Origin of the sequence: Corynebacterium sp. HMSC034H07, from assembly GCF_001815175.1 — a bacterium.
Classification (GTDB): domain Bacteria; phylum Actinomycetota; class Actinomycetes; order Mycobacteriales; family Mycobacteriaceae; genus Corynebacterium; species Corynebacterium hiratae.
This window is the reverse complement of sequence record NZ_KV819538.1, coordinates 1-19,184: the sequence shown is the minus strand read 5'-3', so window position 1 is coordinate 19,184 and position 19,184 is coordinate 1. Positions and strand designations below refer to the sequence as shown.

Below are 19,184 nucleotides of genomic sequence, written 5' to 3'. Positions count from 1 at the left end.
GAGAATGGTATCACGGTGATACCACGTCCGAGCCAGAAACAGCCTCAGAGGTCGTTAAACGGTACGATAGGGCCTTATGAGTGATAACAACGGTGATCTCTTCGATCGCATCCAACCAATTGACATCAATGAGGAGATGGAGTCGAGCTACATCGACTACGCCATGTCCGTCATCGTCGGCCGCGCCCTGCCGGAGGTGCGCGACGGCCTCAAGCCGGTTCACCGCCGCATCCTCTACGCCATGTATGACTCCGGCTACCGCCCAGACCGTGGCTACGTAAAGTCCGCCCGCCCGGTCTCGGACACGATGGGTCAGTTCCACCCGCACGGTGACTCCGCCATCTACGACACCCTCGTGCGCCTTGCACAGCCGTGGAACATGCGCTACCCGCTGGTCGACGGCCAAGGTAACTTCGGCTCCCGCGGTAATGACGGCCCGGCAGCTATGCGTTACCCCGAGTGCCGCATGACGCCGCTGGCCATGGAGATGGTCCGCGATATCCGCGAAAACACCGTCGACTTCGCACCGAACTACGACGGCAAGACGCAGGAACCGACGATTCTGCCCTCCCGCGTTCCGAACCTGCTGATGAACGGTTCCGGCGGTATCGCTGTTGGTATGGCCACCAACATTCCGCCGCACAACCTCAACGAATTGGCGGAAGCCATTTACTGGCTGCTGGATAACCCGAATGCTTCTGAGGAAGAAGCTTTGGCTGCCTGTATGGAGCGCGTTAAGGGCCCGGATTTCCCGACTGCGGGCCTCATTGTGGGTGACCAGGGCATCAAGGATGCCTACACCACCGGCCGCGGTTCCATCCGTATGCGCGGCGTGACCTCCATTGAGGAGGTGGGCAACCGCCAGACCATCGTTATCACTGAGCTGCCGTACCAGGTCAATCCGGACAACATGATTTCCAATATCGCGGAGTCTGTGGTCAACGGCAAGATCGCCGGAATCGCCAAGATCGAGGATGAATCCTCCGACCGCGTGGGTATGCGCATCGTGGTCACCCTCAAGCGTGACGCCGTAGCCCGCGTTGTCCTTAATAACCTGTACAAGCACTCCCAGCTGCAGACCTCCTTCGGCGCCAACATGCTTTCCATCGTGGATGGCGTGCCGCGCACCCTGCGCCTGGATCAGATGCTGAGCTACTACGTGGCCCACCAGATCGAGGTAATCGTCCGCCGTACCCAGTTCCGCCTCGATGAAGCCGAAAAGCGCGCCCACATTCTGCGCGGTCTGGTCAAGGCGCTCGACATGCTCGATGAGGTCATCGCGCTCATCCGCCGTTCCCCCACGGTTGATGAGGCACGTGAGGGTCTGAAGGCGCTTCTCGACGTCGACGATGTCCAGGCCGATGCCATCCTCGCTATGCAGCTGCGCCGTCTGGCCGCCCTGGAGCGCCAGAAGATCATCGATGAGTTGGCGGAGATCGAGGAGATCATCGCGGACCTCAAGGACATCCTGGCCCGCGAGGAACGCCAGCGTCAGATCGTCCACGATGAGCTGGAGGAGATCGTCGAGAAGTACGGCGATGAGCGCCGCACCCAGATCGTTGCCGCCTCCGGCGACGTCAGCGATGAGGACCTCATCGCCCGTGAGAACGTCGTGGTCACCATTACGGCCACTGGCTACGCCAAGCGCACCAAGGTCGATGCTTACAAGGCCCAGAAGCGCGGCGGCAAGGGCGTGCGCGGCGCGGAGCTGAAGCAGGATGACATTGTGAAGAACTTCTTCGTCTGCTCCACGCACGACTGGATCCTGTTCTTCACCAACTTCGGCCGCGTCTACCGCCTCAAGGCCTACGAACTCCCGGAGGCGGGCCGCACCGCTCGTGGCCAGCACGTGGCTAACCTGCTGGAGTTCCAGCCAGAGGAGAAAATTGCCCAGGTCATTCAGATCCAGTCCTACGAGGACGCCCCATACCTGGTTCTTGCTACCCAGCAGGGCCGCGTGAAGAAGTCCCGCCTGACCGACTACGAGTCCGCACGTTCCGCAGGGCTTATCGCCATCAACCTCAATGAGGGCGATGCGCTGATCGGTGCACAGCTGGTCAACGAGGGCGATGACATCCTTCTCACCTCTGAGCAGGGCCAGGCTATCCGCTTCACTGCGGACGATGACCAGTTGCGCCCGATGGGCCGCGCAACCGCCGGTGTGAAGGGTATGCGCTTCCGCGGCGATGACCAGCTGCTGTCCATGTCTGTGGTCAATGACGGCCAGTTCCTCTTGGTGGCTACCTCTGGTGGTTACGGCAAGCGCACCGCCATCGAGGAGTACACACCGCAGGGCCGCGGTGGCCTCGGCGTGATGACCTTTAAGTACACGCCAAAGCGCGGCAAGCTCATTGCAGCAATCGCCGTCGACGAGGACGACGAGATCTTTGCCATCACCTCTGCAGGTGGTGTTGTTCGCACCGAAGTCAACCAGATTCGCCCGAGCTCCCGCGCCACCATGGGCGTGCGTTTGGTCAACCTGGCAGATGACGTCGAGCTGCTGGCCATCGACCGCAACGTTGAGGACGACGGCGAAGAAGACGCCCAGGCAGTTGCCAAGGGTGAAAAGTCCGTTGAGGACGTCAAGCCCGAGCACCTCAAGCTTGGAGAAGACTCCAAGCAGTCGAAGGATGCGACCAAGGGCGAAGGCAAGGACTCCGATAAGGACGAGGAGTAACCCATGATTGGACGAGAGCTTCACCTAGCCCGGATTTCGCCCATGTCGGCGTTCCGCGTTGGCTTGGCCATGTCCCTCGTCGGCCTCGTGGCCTGGATCATCGCAGTGTGCCTGCTGTACATCGGCCTTGACCAGGCGGGCATCTGGGATTCCTTGAACAGCCTTGTTGGCGGTGTCGGCGGCGGCTTTGAGGTCTCCTTCGGATTGGTCGTCTCTGCAGCCGCCCTGTTCGGCGCCATCATCGCCGTCCTGATGACGATCCTGGCGCCGCTCATGGCTGTTATATATAACGCCATCGTGGACGTCTTTGGTGGATTCAAGATCCGCCTGCAAGATGAGCCGCATCAATAGCGATACAAAGTGAAGGAAAAAGAGCTTCAAATAATGCATGTGACCAGGCGATTTGTAATAAATCGCCGGTCCTATGTAGAGTAACTACTCGTTCCGGTCAAGGGCCTATAGCTCAGTCGGTTAGAGCGCATCGCTGATAACGATGAGGTCGCTGGTTCGATTCCAGCTAGGCCCACCACGGAACAATGGGGCATTAGCTCAATTGGTAGAGCATCTGCTTTGCAAGCAGAAGGTCAGGAGTTCGATTCTCCTATGCTCCACAATATAAATAAGGAAAGACGCTCAGCGACGACAACGAAGCTGGGCGTCTTTCCTTTTTCCCCACGAGCCCCACGAAAACTTATACAGCTCACCCGTTCCAGGTATCAGGGGGAGCAAGGGGTGAAAGTTAGGCCGACACCCTAGCAAGTCCAATGACATTCGTGTAATTATTACCCAGATAGGGGTAGTTCATTCACAGCTGTCACAAAGGTTCGAAATAGTTTCAATTTCAACTCCTGTATAAAAGAACGCCACCTACCAGCAAGAATGCGAGGCATCGCCGCCAGCTGGTTGGAAAAACTTTAAAAATAAGTTGTGTTTGACTGGAAAGACCCGCCAGACTTCGATAATCTTGCTGCAGCGACAAAAGCTGCACTACTCGTTGAGAATGTGAAGATCATTCATGAAGAACGATTGCTAGCGTCGCCCTACACGACGGTTATCGTAAGATAATTTTCACAGTCCGACCTCAACTCTCATAGGGGAATTACATGTTCAAGAACCGTGTTCGCACCGCTGCTCTCGCAGGTGCTATCGCAGTTGCCACCGGTGTCTCCGGTGTTGCAGTCCCGGCTTTCGCTCAGGACACCAACACTTCCAACATCCAGGGCGGCGGCTTCAACGAGCCGGACGCATCCCTGGGCAAGGACGTTGAAGCTAAGAACGTCACCGAGGCTCAGCTCCGCGACCTCGTAGGTGCAACCCACCACTACATCGTCAACAACAACCAGTTCCACGAGCTCTACGAAGCTGCTGCTGCTGCTAACACCGACGGTCTTGACCGCTCCGAGCAGGCAGACCACAAGGCTTACCAGGCTGCAGCCAACGAGGCTACCAAGCAGCTCGCACAGGCTGAGAAGAACGTTCAGGCTGCTCGCGCTTCCGTAGCTTACGCACTGGAGAACGACAAGGGCGCTGACAAGGCTTGGGCTAACTACGAAGAGAAGGCCTTCGACTACAACAACACCGTTACCAACGCCGCTGGCGGCCAGCGCCACGGCAAGGACGCGTCCAAGCTCGGCCTGCTGGAGAGCGACCTGAACAAGGCTAACAAGTGGGTCGAGAACAAGGTCAACGACGAGGACAAGTCTGGCCTCCCGGCGCTGCAGGCTCCGAAGCTGAGCCCGGTCGACCCGGAGGACTTCAACTCCGTTCAGAAGACCCCGGCGAAGAACATCAAGATCTTCGAGGAGACCATCGAGACCTACAAGGAGCGCCTCGACTACGCTGGCTGGCGCGGTGCTGACAAGAGCGAGGACAGCTACATCACTCGTGACTACGTTCCGCTCCTTGAGCAGCTGATCGCTGACGCTGAGATGCTGCTCGAGCAGCTCAAGGCTGATGGTGCAGAGCTGGAAGAGGCTCGCAAGGCCGCCCTCGAGGCTTCCCGCGGTGCACAGGGTGCCGATATCCTGGTTCGCCAGGGCTACCTGGACCAGGCACACGCACAGGTTCGCGTTCTGCGCGCAATGGAGGCTGAGTTCGCTATCGGCGCTCGCGTCCTGGAGCTGCGTGAGTCCGACGAGAACGGCACCGTCGTTGTCAACGGTGAGCAGAAGACCCTCCGCGCGGCTTACGAAGAGCTCATCGCTCACAAGACCGGCGTTGTCTCCATCGCTAAGCAGAAGAACATGGATGTCTACGAGGACCAGATTGAAAACTTCAAGGGCTTCAAGAACTGGGCTTCCGACAAGGCTAACTTCGACGGCAACCGCATCTGGACCCCGAAGATCCCGGGCAACTTCGTGAACCCGGAGCGCCCGTACGGTGACTCCCCGGTTGCTGTCTGGGACGGTGACACTGACGAGGAGCGCCTCGACTACCTGGCAATGAAGGTTGCTGCACAGCAGCTCTGGTTCGGACCGTCCAACTACAACCTCGAGTACGAAGAGGCTTACCGTCAGGTTCTGAACGCTGACAATGGCGTTCAGAAGGAGATCGCTGACTCCAAGGCTGCTGAGGAGCAGGCTAAGGCTGAGCGCGAGCGCGCTGAGCAGGAGGCCAAGGACCGCCAGCGTATTGCTGACGCCCTCGAGAACCTCGCTGGTGGCGACAAGGGCGGCGACAACGGCTCCAACGACGGCGCTACCAAGCCGGGCAACAACAAGGATGACAAGTCCTCCGACATCAAGGACAAGCTGTCCAACGATGGCAAGCCGACCCCGCTCGCTATCTTCGGCATCGTCGCTGGTGTCCTGGCCGCAATCGCAGCTGCTTTCCCGGCAATTGCTAAGGCTCTGAACATCAAGCTCCCCTTCTAATTCAAGCTAGCTTGAATCGGCTTCGCCCCTAACGGAGCCAGAGCTTAGGAAGCACCCCACCACTTGGTGGGGTGCTTCTTTGTGTTTTAAACCGGCTCCTAATCGGGCAGATAGCGAACAGTAACTGCAGGCGCATCTACGTAAAGAAGAATGCCGTAGGGCAAGCTACTTGTGTTAGCTTGCACCTACGGCATGACCTGACCTTGGGCCGTTACCTCTTGGTCTATCTATTGAGGTACTGGCGTCCAGGTTCGGGGTCAGGGATGAGGGTGTCCAACGAAACTGGCTCTAAACCTTTGGCACGGAGGCCGTCAATGACGCATGGGGCGGCGTCGACAGTCGTGGCGTGAATGTCATGCATGAGGATGATGTCGCCTGCTTGGGCGCCGTCCACGGCTGCAGCGCAGATATGGTCGGAGTTGCGGTCCTTCCAATCTAGGGTGTCAATGCTCCACAGGGCTTGTGCTTGTCCGTTGTTCTTGGCCGCGTGGGCGACTGTCTGGTTCGTTGCACCGTAGGGTGGTCGCAGCCAACGAGGGGTTTCGCCAGTTGCTGCCTTGATGGCAGCGGTACCTGATTTGATTTCGGCGTCAACGTCATTCGCGGGAAGCTTGTTCAGTTCGCGGTGTGTATCGGTGTGGTTGCCCACGGTGTGGCCCTCCGCTTCCATGCGCCGGAGGAGCTCGGGATGGGCATAGGCATGAGGAGCTAGGACCATAAAGCTGGCGTGGGCGTCCTTGGCCTTCAAGGTGTCGAGAAGCTGGCCCGTCAATGCATCTGGGCCATCGTCATAAGTGATGGCCACACAATTGGAGCAGGTATCGTCCGCTATTGATTGGGACTTCGCCTTGTCAGCCTGGTCGGGCTTGTCTGCTCGTGGCTTGCCGCTCTGAGTCGCCGCCGGGCGTGAGGACCCGGCGAAAACTGGATTGTCCTGTAGCTCCTTGGGCAGGGCCTTGTAGGCCTCGTACTCGATGCGGTCTACTTCTCTGCGCATGTCCTGCACAGTCGGAATCGTTGGCTGCGGGATGGATGGCTGCGGCAGCGTGGGCAGCTCCTGGGCAGTTGCCTGCTGTGGGACCGTGACGGTGGCAGCCAACGTGAGTGCGGCCACGGAGCGGAGGAGTATTCGGCGCATGACGACCTTCCACTAAAGTTTCAGAGACGACTCATTGTCCCTCTTTCGCATGCTGTTTTCTCAGGTGACACGCAACTAAAGAGGTTTGGGTTAATTAAAGTGACGAAAGTTACCGCGCTTGGTGGGGACTCTTCTGCCGGTCATGATTTCGTAGATGGGCGCACAAGGAGTACGCTATGTAGCTGCTGGGGCATTAGCTCAATTGGTAGAGCATCTGCTTTGCAAGCAGAAGGTCAGGAGTTCGATTCTCCTATGCTCCACAAGGCGCTCACTGTGTGAGCGCCTTTTAGGTTTTCTGGTCTTTCTGGTCTTGTTGATCAGTTGTCTTCTGATGTGGCCTTGTCGCTGCCTTCGGAATTGGCGTCGCTGCCGAAGCGCTTGACCAAGACGATGTGGCCATCTCTTTCGCTCACTGGCTCGAAGCCCAGATGGAGATACAGGCGGTGTGCGCGGTCGTTGTCTTTAGCCACTGAGAGCGAAATGCCCGGGGCGCCCATCTCCCGGGAGAGGTTAGTGGCGGCGTCGATCAGCAGGGTGCCAACACCCTGGCCCCGGAAGCGGGGCTCCACGGCCAATGCGAGCTCTGGAATACCTTCCGCCACGTGGCCAAATCCATGGCGTTCAGCCGTACCCCAGTTCAGCCACACGCCACCGGCGGGGACGTGGCCCTCCCAAGCGATGAAACCTCCGCGGGAAGGCTCCCAACCCCCGAGGTAATAGTCGAAACCTTCCTCGAAACCTTCAGGAAGTTCCTTGTGCTCATCGCCGAAAGTATCGGCAAGGAAGTTGATACGGGCCAGATAGGTGCGGTCGGCTTCAGTAAGGGAAAGAAGATGCATGAGCTCCATGGTAGGCGCGGAGAAGACCTATTTCCCATGCTCCCATTGGGCATAGGCCGAGGCATAGCGCCCGCCCAGAGCGATGAGGTCGGCGTGAGTGCCGTCCTCGACGATCTGGCCTTGTTCCATGACGATGATGCGGTCGGCCTCGCGGGCTTGGTCCAGGCGGTGGGCAACGACGAGTGAGGTGCGGTCTTTGGTGACGGCCTTGGCGGCGTGTTCGAGTACCTCGGCGTGCTCAGAGCCGGCCTCGGAGGTGGCCTCATCCATGATGAGTACTGGCGGTTGGCGCAGGATCATGCGGGCCAGTGAGAGCTGTTGCTCGGCCTCCGCGCCGATCTCTTCGTTGCCGGCGCCGATGAGCGTGTCCAGGCCTTGGGGTAGCCAGCGCGAATTCTCATCGAGGCCCACGGTGTTGAGCGCGCGCCACAGTTCCTCATCGCTGGCATCGGGTTTCGCCAACAGCAGGTCGCTGCGCAGCGTGCCGGAGAAGAGGTGGACTTCCTGAGTAATGAGGGCGACGTGCTCGGTGATCCAGGTATTCGGCACCGTGGCGGTATCAATCCCGTCGAGGCTGATGGTGCCCGTTGTGGGGTACTGCAGGCCCGCCACGAGGGAGGCGAGGGTGGATTTGCCCGCGCCGGAGGTGCCCACGAGGGCGGTGGTGGTGCCGGCGGTGAGGGTCAGGGAGACGTCGTTAAGCACTGGCGCCCCACCGGGGTAAGCGTAGGAGAGGTGCTCGATGGTGATGGTGGGGGCGTCGCTAAGCCGGGGAGTGTCCTTCTGGTTCGCGCTGGTGTGCGCGCTGTCCTCGAGGGTGGCCAGGGCGACGGCGCGGCCGAGGGAGGTCACGGAATGCTGAATCTCACCGGCGAAGAAGAGGATGTTGAAGACGTGGATCTCTAGGCGCATGACCAAGAGCACGGCGGCGGTGGCCTCACCAGGGGTCAGCCAGCCCCAGATCACCATGGGCACAGACATGAGGACAGAGCCCAGCAGCAGCACCGCGAAGGCTAGGGCGCCCTGGCCAACGATGCGGTTGATGAGCGGAACCTTGTCGCCCCAGGCCTGTACCGTGTCCCAGGAGTAGCGCTCCATACGCGCGTGCGCCCAGTCTTTGAGTGAGAACTGGCGGAGGGTCTCCAGTGCGCGGATGGTGTCCAACAGCACGTTGTTGCGGTAGGCCTCCACCGAGGAGACCTCGTTGGCGATGGCGGGGATATCCCGCATGGTGCCGCGGATGAAGGGGTAGAGCAGACAACTCACCGCTATGAAGAGCAGCGCATAAGCGGGGTGGATGAAGATCATCATGAGCGCGGTCAGCGGCAGCATGAAGAGGGTGAGCACCAAGCGGTCACCCATCATGGAGATGGCCATGACCACGGTGTCGATGTCCTTGGACAGGCGCGTGATGATGTTGCCGGTACCTAGCTCCATGACGGCCGGCACGGGGGCACCGAGGGTGGAATCTAGTGCTGAGGTGCGCAGATCCACCGAGAGGCGGCGGGTGGTAGAGGTGACCAGGTAGCGGCCCAGGGTGCGGCCGGTGACCTCCACGAGGAAGCCCACCGCGATGACGATGAGTGCGCCGACCATGGCTGTGCGTCCCGTGCCAAGGACGGGGAGCTCCACGCCCTGGATGATGTCGACGACGCGGCCGAGCACCTGGGAGACCAGGTTCATCATGATGACGGTGACAGTAAACAGGCCGAAGAAGAGGACGATGCCGAGCCTGCTGGGGGCACTGGGCAGGGACTTCAGAAAACGCAGGCACTCCTGTGGGGAGGCGGGCGCTAAGGCATCCGCGCGATCCTGTTGGCTCATAGCTCCACCACCTCATCGGCGTTGGCGGCCCACGTGGAGGCGGAAGTGATTACCACGGTGGTCTTGTCGGCGCGCAGTTCGCGCACGCGCTTGGCGACGTCCGCCAGGGTCAACGAATCCAGCCCCGTGGTGGGGTTATCGAGCACGAGAACGTCGGGATCGAGTGCGAGTGCGCGGGCCAGGGCGACGCGCTGGCGCTGGCCGCCGGAGAGGTTGAGGCCGGCCTCACCAATGGGTGCGGTGGGAAGCTCGCCGCCCGGGCCTAGCCCGCCGAGGCGGATAACAATGTCCTCGCAGGCGGAGGCGTGCAGGGCGTCGTGGGTTTGGGTTTGGGTTGCCGCGCGCAGCGGATCGACGTTGTCCTGCAGGGTGCCCTCCAGCACGGAGATGCGGTGCGGCGGGCACAAAGCGCCGTTGTCGTTGAGGTAGCGCACCCAGGAATCCACGGTGCTGCGACCCGCGGCGGTCGTGGGCATCCACACGTGCAGGCCAGGGGAGAGCTCGATAGGCGTGCCGGTTGTCTTCTCGGTAGTGGTATCGAGCTGGCCCAGCAGCTCGCCAACACGCTCCACGGAGGCGCGTGCTCTGGCCCAGTTCTCGGTGAGCAGGCCCAGCGATACGCCGAGCGCGGTCAATGCCGGGGGTGCGAGCATGGTAATCGCCATCATGCCGCCGGGGGCAATGTGGCCTTCGAAGGTTTCCCAGGAGGTCCAGGCCAGGATGCCCACCGCAAAGGAGGCGGGGACCATCTGCCGCACCCAGGCCATGAGGGAGGACAGCTTGGCCTCGTGGAGCATGGTGGTTAGGGCTTCGTGAGCGGCGTCGGAAAAGCGCTGGCGGGCAATGTCCTTGGCGCCCAGGCCTTTGATAACGCGGGAACCTTGGGCGAAGTCCGTGGCGAGTGACAACGCGGTGTTTTCCAGCTGGCGGCGGCGTGCAGCAACCTTGGTCAGCGGCTTGGTGGTGGCCCACGAGGCCAGCGCGGTGGCGAGGGCACCGATCAGTAGGGCGGCGGAGACCTGCCAGGAAACCGGAGCGAGGCTGACCACGGCGCCTAGGAGGTAGCCGACCATGACGAGTGGGAAGTTGAGGATCTGCTTGAGTTGGCCGATGTAATGCGAATCCTCATCCATCGTGTTGAGCAGCCGGCCGGGGCTAATTCCGGCGGTCGAGGCACCCAGCAGCTTATCCAGCAGGTTAAGGCGCAGCGTGTGGGTGGTGCGGGCCTGACTCAGATCCGTGAAAGCATCCGCTGTGGCTTCGCAGATATAGGCGACGTAGAGGATGACCGCGGTGGCCGCAAGCGGCAAGGCTACGGTGCGCCAGGAGGGATCGGAAAAGGCATACTGCGTGGTTTGGCCGATGATGACCGAGACCAACGCGCCCAGCGGTGCGTTGATGAGGGTGGCGATGAAGATGCCGATGACGCCGGTGCGTTGGGCACCCAGCATTCGCCACGTGGCGGCGCCGGGCCGAGAGAAGTCGGTGGTCTCAGTGAGGGATACCTCCCCGGTAGGTGGTTCATCGGGGAGGTACCACGACCACGTCCGCATGCGTGGATAGTGAGTCATAAGGACTCATCTTATAGCGCAATGCGCATAAGGTGGTGATTCAGATTACAGCGAAGAAGGATCGCTGTAACGGGTTGCGCGGCTTAAGCCAAGTGGTAGTTGTCCACGTCGTAGCCGTTGAACTCGCGGTCGACGCCGTAGTCATCGACGGAGGTGAACTGCGTGCCGTTTTCGATGGCAAAGCGCAGGTTATCCACGCGGGTGGACGGATCACCGCTGACGGCACCGGCCGGAAAATAGAAGGTGTCCCCACTCTTGAGCTTGACGATGAGTGATTCGAAGCTCATTCCTGATCTCCTTGCCTGCTGCTGATAGGGTAGCCGCGCAAAACTGCGCGCGGGCACCGATCCTTCACGATCGATGCCGATTAACCCTCGATTCAAGCAGGTCGGGCCCGTGCAGGCAAAGGAGTGAGATCAAGGCAACGAAACACGCACCCCCAAGGATGGGGGATTAGTTCTCCTCTTCGGTGTGGAGTCGGTGCTTGCCCTCAGACTCGTGGTCGTCGGTGATGCGGGAGGTGTCGGCATCCTTCTTGTCGGCGTTGCTGACCTCGATTTCGGTCTCGACGGCGTCCTGAATAGCGGTTTCTTCCTCGCGGTGCTTGGCCAACTGCTCATCCAGGGAGCCCAACAGCTCCTCATCGCGCTCGACGACGCCTTCCTCAGCCAGGTCGGACTCCTTCTTGGCATCGTCCTCAGTGGTGGAGGTGTAGACCAGGGTGGAGCCCTGCGGTGCAGACGGGGAGGAGAAGTCCTCCACGCGCGGCGGGACGGCAGATTCCTTCTCCTTCTTCTGGGTGAAGAAGTAGTAGATGCCACCGCCGATGGCGGCAAGGGCGGCAACGAGTGCAGAGATCAGCCAAACCTTCGAGCCCTTCTTCTTGTTCTTACCGCTGATGCGGCGGGCCTTCTTTTCGGCCTTGGAAGCCTTCTTCTTTGCCTGCTTGCGGGCCTTGGAGGTCTTCTTTTCTGCCTGCTTCTGGGTCTTTTCCCACTGCTTGGAGGCCTTGTCCTGGGCCTCCGCGGCAGCTTCGGAGAGCTTCTCGGTGGCTTCTTCGCTGCGTTCCTTGAGCTCTTCCAGGGCGCGCTCGAGGCGGGAGTGCGCGGCCTTGGTTACGGCACCCGCTTCGCGGCGGGCCTCGGAGAACCAGTCGCCATCACGTTCTTCCATGCGGGCGGCGGCGGTCTCTAGGACGGAGTAGGCCTCGCGAGCCTTTTCATCGCGGCGTTCCTTGAGGCGCTCCACCAGGGCGGAGGTGGCGCTGATGGCTGTGGACAGGGCGGCGGGGTTCATGGGCTCAGGTGCTCCTTTATGTCAATACTGAGGTGATTTGTGTTGGACAACTGTTTATGGAGTGATTGTCGGCGCCGAACCGGGGTGTGCCCGCGTTCGCGCTGGATACTCCCTTTCAGCGTAGTGGCGGCGCGCAGGTCCCGCCACCATATGCGCAAAGGCCGCGAGCTGTTCAAAGAAAATAGACAGCTTTGTACGGATGAGGCGGGTTTTTATTCATTGTGGGTTTGCGTTAACGGCGCAGCTGACTGGGTTCTAAAGGTATTACCAATGCTAAAACGCTTTCGCGAGAAATGGACAGCTTGGTACGTTTTGGGACATCAACACCGACGATAAACAACGATAACCTGCAGAGGAGGTGAGCATGTCCCCGCGACTTTCCGCATCCGCGCCACTAGACCAAATCAGCGAAGATACGCCTAAGCGTCCACAGCGCACCGCTCTCTCTTTCGAGGCGATCCCGCCGCGTCACGATGCGGACGCCGCCAAGATTGACCGCTTATTGGCCACGCTCGCCGCGTATAACCCCGACTACATCGCCGTCACCAGCTCCCAGCGCTCCGGGTGGCTGGAGGGAACCGCGGCGTTTATTGAGAAGATTTCGCGCGATACCGCGATGCGTCCTTTGGCCCACCTGGCTTGCACCGCCGGCACAGAGGAAGAGCTCGTTGGCTGGATCGACACGCTGGTCGACGCCGGCGTCCGCGGCCTCCTCGCCCTCCGCGGCGACCTGCCGGAGGGCGGCATGCCCGAAGGTCATCTGCCGCATGCTGATTCCCTGGTCCGGCTCATTCGCCGCTGGGAATCGGACCGCGTGGCGCGCTTGGCGGCCGGGCGCTTGGCGGTGGGTGTGGCCTGCTATCCCAATGGCCACGCCGAGTCCGCCACGCCGGACGAGGACATCGACGTCCTTTTGGCCAAGCAGCGCCTGGGCGCTGATTTCGCCATTACCCAGCTTTTCTTCGACGCGGAGGATTACGTCCGCTTCGCCCAGCGCGCCCGGCTGGCGGGTGTGCGCATTCCGCTCATCCCCGGGATCATGCCGATGACCAGCCGTGCTCGGGTGGAGCGAATGTGCCAGCTGTCCGGGTTGGACGGGCCGACCAAGGTCCTTGACCAGCTCGCGGCAGCGACCTCCCCCGAGGAAGAGAAAGAAATCGGCATGCAGATTACGGCCTCGTTGGCGAAGTCGGTGATGAACGCCGGCGCCGACGGGCTGCACATCTACACGCACAACAATCCAGACATTACGACTGACCTGCTACATCGAATTGGAGTCATCCCATGACCGCATCCTTCCCCAAGGCCACGATTGAGGGCTACCCACGAGTCGGTGCCCACCGCGAGCTCAAGCGCGCGCTGGAGTCTTACTGGTCCGGCAAAATCGACGCCGAGACCTTCGAATCCGCCGCGCACTCCCTGCGCCTCGACACCTACGCCCGCCTCAAGGAGCTGGGCCTCACTGAGGATTACGCCATCCCGGCCGATGTTGCCTACTACGACCATGTCCTCGAGACCGCGCTGACCGTGGGCGCTGCTCAGGGCGAGAGCCTCGATGATGAGTTCACCCTGGCCCGCGGTAACAAGGACACCGCGCCGCTGGAGATGACCAAGTGGTTCGACACCAACTACCACTACATCGTTCCCGAAATCACCGATGACCAGACCTTTAGCGCCCGCCCGCAGCGCGTGCTGAAGATCGTCAAGGAGGCCCGCGCCGCCGGCCACACCGTGCGCCCAGTCCTCGTTGGTCCGGTGACCCTGCTGGCGCTGTCCAAGCAGGCCGAGGGTGCCACCAAGCAGCCCCTGGACCACCTCGATCAGGCAGTCGAGTCCTACCTCACCGTCTTGGCTGAGCTTCACGACGCCGGCGTCGAATGGATTCAGCTCGCCGAGCCCGCCCTGGTCGCCGACCTCGCCGCCGCTGACGACTCCACCCTCGCCGCCGCACTCAAGAGTGCCTACGGCCGCATCCTGAGCGCGGAGAAGCGCCCGCAGGTTTACCTGACCACGCCCTATGGTTCCCTCAACGCTGGCCTCGATGTCATCGCCGAGCTGCAGCCGGAAGCGGTCCAGGTGGATCTGTCCGTCGGCACCCTGGCCCTAGATAATTCCTACCTCGAGCGCGTGGCCAAGCTCGCCGAGGCCACCCACCTCGCCGCCGGCCTGGTCGACGGTCGCAACGTCTGGGCCGCCAACCTGCGCGACCTGCGCGAGAAGCTCGAGAGCCTCGGCGAAGGCGTTTCCGTAACCACCTCCGTGTCCCTCCAGCACGTGCCGCACACCGTGGAGGCGGAGACCTCCCTTCCGGTGGACGTCGCCACCTGGTTCGCCTTCGCTGATGAGAAGATCCGCGAGGTCGTCGCACTCGCCGCCGGCCCGCTGGACACCCCGGAGGCCTATGCGCAGGCCGACCGCGCCGTGCGCACCCGCGCCGAGTCCTCCCGCACCCACGACCAGGCAGTGCAGGACCGCACCGCGCAGCTGCCGGAGGGCCAGGTTCAGCGCCAGCCGGAGTTCGCCGAGCGCAACAAGGCACAGGAGGCCCTCGGCCTGCCGCAGCTGCCGACCACCACCATCGGCTCCTTCCCGCAGACTGCTGAGATTCGCGCCGCCCGCGCCGCACACCGCAAGGGCGAGCTCTCCGACGCCGACTACACCGAGGCACTGCGCAACGAGGTGAAGTCCGTCATCGAGCTGCAGGAGCGCCTGGGCCTGGACGTCCTGGTCCACGGCGAGCCGGAGCGCAACGACATGGTGCAGTACTTCGCCGAGCTTCTCGACGGCTTCGTCGTCACCGAGAACGGTTGGGTCCAGTCCTACGGCTCCCGTTGCACCCGTCCGCCAATCGTCGTCGGCGACATCTCCCGCCCGAAGGCCATGACCACCGAGTGGGCGAAGTTCGCGCAGTCCCTGTCCGAGAAGCACGTCAAGGGCATGCTCACCGGCCCGGTGACCATCCTGGCCTGGTCCTTCGTGCGTGATGATGTCCACCAGTCCGTCTCCGCCGACCAGCTCGGCGTGGCGCTGGCCGACGAAGTCCGCGACCTCGAGGAGGCCGGCATCGACATCATCCAGATCGATGAGCCCGCCCTGCGCGAGCTGTTGCCGCTGCGCGAGAAGGACCGCAAGGCCTACCTCGACTGGGCGGTGCGCTCCTTCCGCCTCGTAGCGCTCGAGGCCAAGCCGACCACCCAGATCCACACGCACCTCTGCTACTCGGAGTTCGGCCAGATCATCGACGCCGTTGCCGGTCTCGACGCCGACGTCACCTCCATCGAGGCGGCCCGCTCCCGCATGGAGCTGTTGGAGGACATCGATGAGAAGTTCCACTCCGAGATCGGCCCGGGCATCTACGACATCCACTCCCCGCGCATCCCGTCCGTGGCGGAGATGGCCGAGCTCATCCGCGCGGCACTCAAGAACGTGCCGGTCGAGCGCCTGTGGGTCAACCCGGACTGCGGCCTGAAGACCCGCGGCTACGAGGAGACCGAGGCTTCCCTGCGCAACATGGTCCTCGCCCGCGAGGAGGTCCGCGCCAGCCTCTAGGGGTTTAAATCCAAAGATTTAAACCGTCCATCGCCGTCAGCTCGCTGAGCGCGGCGATGTCTCCGTTTCCGGCCCTATCGAAGTGCAGCGCCTGGAGCCCTGCGGCCCGGGCCCCCTCGACATCATTGGCCACCGAATCACCCACCATGAGAGTGACGCCCGGTTCCACCTTTAAGCGCCGACAGGCTTCGAGGTAGGCCTCTCGGTGCGGTTTTGGCTTAGCCATCTCCACGGTGGGAAAGAGCTCCACCCCTGGCAGGTCGAGCCCGCCCGCCTTGAGCTTTCCTTCCTGCATCTCACGGGCCCCGTTCGTCAGCACACCGACCTTGAGGCCGCGGGATAGGACATGCTGGAGGGTGGGGAGGGCGTCGCCAAGCGCCTGCCAATGCTTCTCGTAGGCGGCCAGATACTTGTCATATTCCGCCAGCGCCTCCTGCTCCGTCATCTCTGGGCGGCCCAGGAACTCGCGGCAGCGCTCTACGCGCTGGCCCTGATGAGACACCTCGCCGCGCTCGTAGGCGGCGAACCATTTCTTTTCGATCTCCGCGAAGCGCTCGTGATGCCCGCCCGGCAGCCACTCCTCGACGGCCGCATGCATCGCGGCGGTGTGGTCCATGAGGGTGTCATCGAGATCGAAGAGAACGGCGCGGATCATGCTTGTAACCCTACGCAGATCGCTGACAGCGTCGCGCCGGAACAACGCATTGGTGGAAATTTCCATACAATGGCTGGCATGACTCAGAAGACCGCAACTGCAACGATGCACACCAACTACGGTGACATTGTTATCGACCTGTTCGGTAACCACGCACCGGTAACCGTTGAGAACTTCATCGGCCTAGCCAAGGGCGAGAAGGACTACACCACCCAGAACGCCAAGGGCGAGCAGTCCGGCCCGTTCTACGATGGCGCTATTTTCCACCGCGTCATCGACCAGTTCATGATCCAGGGCGGTGACCCGACCGGCACCGGCCGTGGTGGCCCCGGCTACCAGTTCCAAGATGAGTTCCACCCGGAGCTGCAGTTTGACCGCCCGTTCCTGCTGGCCATGGCGAATGCCGGCCCGGGCACCAACGGCTCCCAGTTCTTCATCACCGTGGCGCCGACCCCGCACCTGAACAACCACCACACCATCTTCGGTGAGGTCACCGACTCGGCTTCCCAGGAAGTTGTGTCCAAGATTGCTAAGGTCTCCACCGACCGCATGGACCGTCCGGCTGAGGACGTTGTCATCGAGTCCATCGAGATCGCCTAAGCGTTCTTAGCTTTTCATCCGAGCCCGCTGCCACGTGATGTGGTGGCGGGCTCGTTGTTTTAGGAGTCTGCGTGAAGAATTATCTCCGTTCGGCGCCGGTCACCGTTGTGTTCATGGTGCTGTGCATTGGGGCATGGTTGGCCACGGCCGTCCAAGGCAGGACCCTGGCCACTCCGTATTACGAAAGTTCCTTAGCCCAGGATTGGACGCTGTGGGGGCCGGATGCGGCTGCGCATCCCGCCATGGTGCTCACGGCCGGATTCATGCATCTTGATGCCGGGCACTTGTTGGTCAACATGGTGATGCTGCTCTTTGTGGGCAGGGAAGTAGAACGCGCTTTGGGTAGTGCGCTCTATGCGGCGGCCTACCTTATCTCGGTGGTGGGCTCCTCGGCCGCGGTGCTGTGGATGGATTTTGACACGCCCACAGTGGGCGCCTCCGGCGCTCTCTTTGCGCTCATGGGTCTACTCATTGGTGTGTACCGCAGCCGCGGTCTAGACCTGCGCGCACCCATCGTCCTCGTGGTGGCCAACGTTATCTACAGCTTCGTGGCGGAGAACGTCTCCGTGTGGGGGCACTTGGGCGGTTTGCTCACAGGACTGCTGTTGGCACCATTCCTCTTTCGCAAACGCACGTGGCTGCGGTGGCTGGGGATATGGCTTATTGCTGTCGTGGTAGCCGTGTTAGCGGCGCTGCGAGCTGGGCTTTGGGGATAACTCGGGCGTGTTATCCACCAAAACCTTTGTGCGAAAGAATTCCACACAAGTTATCCACATTGTGGATAACTACATTTTTGTAATTTACCGAACGTGTGCGCCAAGATAACCGCAGATCAGCAGCTTAATCGGTTGAATTCGAAGTTTTTGTGCGGGCTGTGGGAAGCGTGAAAACACTTATCCACAGGGTGTGGAGAAAGGCTGTGGAATTCGTTTTCCACAGAGTTATCCCCACCCTGTGGATAACTTTGTACCCAAGGTGTTAACAGCGCTCCGGTTGCGGGGTGGGTGGTGGTGTTTTAGTCTTTGTCGCATGGGGGATTTGGAGACTTATTTCTCCTATCGCAGTTCGGGGTTGGATCTTGTGGGGCTTGCGGTAGGCAGTGTGGATGATTTACGCGCGCGTGGTGCATCAAGGGCTGATGCTGCGGAGTTGGCTGGATTGCATGGGGTGTATTTCGGGCCGACGCGTTTTACGGGCAAGCAGCGCCAGGCGCGTGCGGCTGCGGTTGCTCAAAGGCATGATGTGGCGACGTTGAGTTTGATCGAGTCCTATACCGCCAGGGTGAAGAAGGAGTTGGATGCGTGGAATCTGCGTGTCCGCTTGGCAGGCACCCCAGCAGACCGTATCCCGAAGGTGGCCAAGGAGAGGTTGAAGCAGTTGCGGCCGCGGCGGGGGCCGGGGGTTGGGGTGCGTCTGACGTACCGGAAGGTGGGGCCGCATTCGTTGACGATTACTGATTCGCCGCTGCGCATTAGTGAGATGCGCGGGACGTTGGAGTCGATTAATCCGGCTGATTTGTTGGATGCGGCAGGCCAGGTGTTTTTCAACCAGGCGCATGGGGGCACTAAGCCTGCGGTAGCTACCAATGTGGTTGTGACCTTGGATGAGTTGGACCAGATTGCGCGGGGTGAGGGCGATGATATTGAGCTGGTACTCACCAACGGTGGGCGGATGACGGGTCGGGAGTTTGTTTCTTATAAGTTTGCTGAGGTTGGGTATGTGACGTTGGTGCATCCAACGATTGGGCCGGTGTGGTTGCACAGGGTGCGGCGTTTGGCTGGGTTTGAGCAGCGGATTATGGCCAGTGCGGAGCATCCGACGTGTGCGCGTGAGGGGTGTAATAAGCCGGCGGATTATTGTCAGGTGCATCATTTGGTGCCGTGGCAGGCGGGTGGGACCACGGATCCGCCGAATTTGACGATGTTGTGTGCTTATCACAATGGCATTAATGATGATGATCCGGATAAGCCGACTGGTGCTGGCTATGTCTTCCGGTTGCGGGGTGGGGTGGGTTATGTGCCACCCTGGGCGGAGCCGATTACGTCCCAGCCGGCGTACAAGGCAGCGCAAGCAGCATTGAAGCAGCAGGCTAACGGGGACGTACTCGACGCAGTACCGCCGGATACCTAAACCGGCTCTTCCGGTTTTGGAGTGCGTAGCGG

15 protein-coding genes and 3 tRNA genes are annotated in these 19,184 nt (G+C 61.3%); 11 read left to right on the top strand and 7 right to left on the bottom strand.

Going from position 1 to position 19,184, the window contains the following annotated elements; translation table 11 throughout:
- Positions 1-76 precede the first annotated feature (76 nt).
- The 5 genes from gyrA to HMPREF3009_RS09840 all read left to right on the top strand — a co-directional run bounded on the left by gyrA (position 77) and on the right by HMPREF3009_RS09840 (position 5,550).
- A complete protein-coding gene (gyrA, locus tag HMPREF3009_RS09860; protein WP_070681678.1) occupies positions 77-2,677 on the top strand; it encodes a DNA gyrase subunit A in 2,601 nt (866 codons plus the stop codon).
- Positions 2,678-2,680: 3 nt separating this feature from the next.
- A complete protein-coding gene (locus HMPREF3009_RS09855; protein ID WP_070512874.1) occupies positions 2,681-3,028 on the top strand; it encodes a DUF3566 domain-containing protein in 348 nt (115 codons plus the stop codon).
- 101 nt (positions 3,029-3,129) lie between these two features.
- Positions 3,130-3,206, top strand: a tRNA-Ile gene (locus tag HMPREF3009_RS09850).
- Between the two features lie 9 nt (positions 3,207-3,215).
- Positions 3,216-3,288, top strand: a tRNA-Ala gene (locus HMPREF3009_RS09845).
- Positions 3,289-3,780: 492 nt separating this feature from the next.
- The gene (locus HMPREF3009_RS09840; RefSeq protein WP_070681673.1) at positions 3,781-5,550 is read left to right on the top strand and encodes a hypothetical protein; all 1,770 of its coding nucleotides are present in this window, start codon (positions 3,781-3,783) and stop codon (positions 5,548-5,550) included.
- Positions 5,551-5,773: 223 nt separating this feature from the next.
- Here the strand turns inward: HMPREF3009_RS09840 and HMPREF3009_RS09835 are convergent, their stop codons facing one another.
- A complete protein-coding gene (locus HMPREF3009_RS09835; RefSeq protein ID WP_070681670.1) occupies positions 5,774-6,688 on the bottom strand; it encodes a polysaccharide deacetylase family protein in 915 nt (304 codons plus the stop codon).
- Between the two features lie 187 nt (positions 6,689-6,875).
- Here HMPREF3009_RS09835 and HMPREF3009_RS09830 point away from each other — a divergent pair.
- Positions 6,876-6,948: transfer RNA gene (locus HMPREF3009_RS09830), tRNA-Ala, on the top strand.
- A gap of 57 nt (positions 6,949-7,005) precedes the next feature.
- On the opposite strand, the gene HMPREF3009_RS09825 is transcribed toward HMPREF3009_RS09830, so the two are convergent.
- From HMPREF3009_RS09825 to HMPREF3009_RS09805, 5 genes are all read right to left on the bottom strand, one after another.
- Positions 7,006-7,536 (bottom strand): GNAT family N-acetyltransferase, encoded by a 531-nt coding sequence (locus tag HMPREF3009_RS09825; protein ID WP_070681668.1) that lies wholly within the window; start codon positions 7,534-7,536, stop codon positions 7,006-7,008.
- An 18-nt stretch (positions 7,537-7,554) separates the two neighbouring features.
- Positions 7,555-9,351: an ABC transporter ATP-binding protein gene (locus HMPREF3009_RS09820; RefSeq protein WP_070681665.1), complete on the bottom strand. Its 1,797-nt coding sequence runs from the start codon at positions 9,349-9,351 to the stop codon at positions 7,555-7,557.
- The gene (locus tag HMPREF3009_RS09815) at positions 9,348-10,922 is read right to left on the bottom strand and encodes an ABC transporter transmembrane domain-containing protein (RefSeq protein ID WP_070681663.1); all 1,575 of its coding nucleotides are present in this window, start codon (positions 10,920-10,922) and stop codon (positions 9,348-9,350) included. The genes HMPREF3009_RS09820 and HMPREF3009_RS09815 overlap by 4 nt, the downstream gene beginning before the upstream one ends.
- 83 nt (positions 10,923-11,005) lie before the next feature.
- Complete coding sequence (locus HMPREF3009_RS09810; RefSeq protein ID WP_049156598.1) at positions 11,006-11,209, bottom strand: hypothetical protein; 204 nt, start codon at positions 11,207-11,209, stop codon at positions 11,006-11,008.
- Positions 11,210-11,375: 166 nt separating this feature from the next.
- Complete coding sequence (locus HMPREF3009_RS09805; protein ID WP_070681660.1) at positions 11,376-12,218, bottom strand: DUF4366 domain-containing protein; 843 nt, start codon at positions 12,216-12,218, stop codon at positions 11,376-11,378.
- A 364-nt stretch (positions 12,219-12,582) separates the two neighbouring features.
- On the opposite strand from HMPREF3009_RS09805, the gene HMPREF3009_RS09800 reads away from it, so the two are divergent.
- Positions 12,583-13,506, top strand: coding sequence for a methylenetetrahydrofolate reductase (locus HMPREF3009_RS09800; RefSeq protein WP_070681657.1), 924 nt, complete (start codon positions 12,583-12,585; stop codon positions 13,504-13,506).
- Positions 13,503-15,767, top strand: coding sequence for a 5-methyltetrahydropteroyltriglutamate--homocysteine S-methyltransferase (metE, locus tag HMPREF3009_RS09795; protein WP_070545613.1), 2,265 nt, complete (start codon positions 13,503-13,505; stop codon positions 15,765-15,767). The genes HMPREF3009_RS09800 and metE overlap by 4 nt, the downstream gene beginning before the upstream one ends.
- Before the next feature lie 4 nt (positions 15,768-15,771).
- Here the strand turns inward: metE and HMPREF3009_RS09790 are convergent, their stop codons facing one another.
- Positions 15,772-16,422, bottom strand: a complete 651-nt coding sequence (locus HMPREF3009_RS09790) for an HAD family hydrolase (protein WP_070545615.1) — start codon at positions 16,420-16,422, stop codon at positions 15,772-15,774.
- A 69-nt stretch (positions 16,423-16,491) separates the two neighbouring features.
- Between HMPREF3009_RS09790 and HMPREF3009_RS09785 the strand changes: the two genes are divergently transcribed.
- The 3 genes from HMPREF3009_RS09785 to HMPREF3009_RS09775 all read left to right on the top strand — a co-directional run bounded on the left by HMPREF3009_RS09785 (position 16,492) and on the right by HMPREF3009_RS09775 (position 19,152).
- Complete coding sequence (locus HMPREF3009_RS09785; protein ID WP_070681654.1) at positions 16,492-17,022, top strand: peptidylprolyl isomerase; 531 nt, start codon at positions 16,492-16,494, stop codon at positions 17,020-17,022.
- A 71-nt stretch (positions 17,023-17,093) separates the two neighbouring features.
- The gene (locus HMPREF3009_RS09780) at positions 17,094-17,738 is read left to right on the top strand and encodes a rhomboid family intramembrane serine protease (RefSeq protein ID WP_070681651.1); all 645 of its coding nucleotides are present in this window, start codon (positions 17,094-17,096) and stop codon (positions 17,736-17,738) included.
- A 313-nt stretch (positions 17,739-18,051) separates the two neighbouring features.
- On the top strand, positions 18,052-19,152 hold the full coding sequence (locus HMPREF3009_RS09775; RefSeq protein WP_070681648.1) for an HNH endonuclease signature motif containing protein: 1,101 nt from the start codon (positions 18,052-18,054) through the stop codon (positions 19,150-19,152).
- Positions 19,153-19,184: the final 32 nt, after the last annotated feature.

Excerpts from the sequence above, each read along its gene's own strand:
- gyrA (WP_070681678.1), top strand. The coding sequence starts at position 77 with ATGAGTGATAACAACGGTGATCTCTTCGATCGCATCCAACCAATTGAC.
- HMPREF3009_RS09855 (WP_070512874.1), top strand. The coding sequence starts at position 2,681 with ATGATTGGACGAGAGCTTCACCTAGCCCGGATTTCGCCCATGTCGGCG.
- HMPREF3009_RS09840 (WP_070681673.1), top strand. The coding sequence starts at position 3,781 with ATGTTCAAGAACCGTGTTCGCACCGCTGCTCTCGCAGGTGCTATCGCA.
- HMPREF3009_RS09835 (WP_070681670.1), bottom strand. The coding sequence starts at position 6,688 with ATGCGCCGAATACTCCTCCGCTCCGTGGCCGCACTCACGTTGGCTGCC.
- HMPREF3009_RS09825 (WP_070681668.1), bottom strand. The coding sequence starts at position 7,536 with ATGGAGCTCATGCATCTTCTTTCCCTTACTGAAGCCGACCGCACCTAT.
- HMPREF3009_RS09820 (WP_070681665.1), bottom strand. The coding sequence starts at position 9,351 with ATGAGCCAACAGGATCGCGCGGATGCCTTAGCGCCCGCCTCCCCACAG.
- HMPREF3009_RS09815 (WP_070681663.1), bottom strand. The coding sequence starts at position 10,922 with ATGACTCACTATCCACGCATGCGGACGTGGTCGTGGTACCTCCCCGAT.
- HMPREF3009_RS09810 (WP_049156598.1), bottom strand. The coding sequence starts at position 11,209 with ATGAGCTTCGAATCACTCATCGTCAAGCTCAAGAGTGGGGACACCTTC.
- HMPREF3009_RS09805 (WP_070681660.1), bottom strand. The coding sequence starts at position 12,218 with ATGAACCCCGCCGCCCTGTCCACAGCCATCAGCGCCACCTCCGCCCTG.
- HMPREF3009_RS09800 (WP_070681657.1), top strand. The coding sequence starts at position 12,583 with ATGTCCCCGCGACTTTCCGCATCCGCGCCACTAGACCAAATCAGCGAA.
- metE (WP_070545613.1), top strand. The coding sequence starts at position 13,503 with ATGACCGCATCCTTCCCCAAGGCCACGATTGAGGGCTACCCACGAGTC.
- HMPREF3009_RS09790 (WP_070545615.1), bottom strand. The coding sequence starts at position 16,422 with ATGATCCGCGCCGTTCTCTTCGATCTCGATGACACCCTCATGGACCAC.
- HMPREF3009_RS09785 (WP_070681654.1), top strand. The coding sequence starts at position 16,492 with ATGGCTGGCATGACTCAGAAGACCGCAACTGCAACGATGCACACCAAC.
- HMPREF3009_RS09775 (WP_070681648.1), top strand. The coding sequence starts at position 18,052 with ATGGGGGATTTGGAGACTTATTTCTCCTATCGCAGTTCGGGGTTGGAT.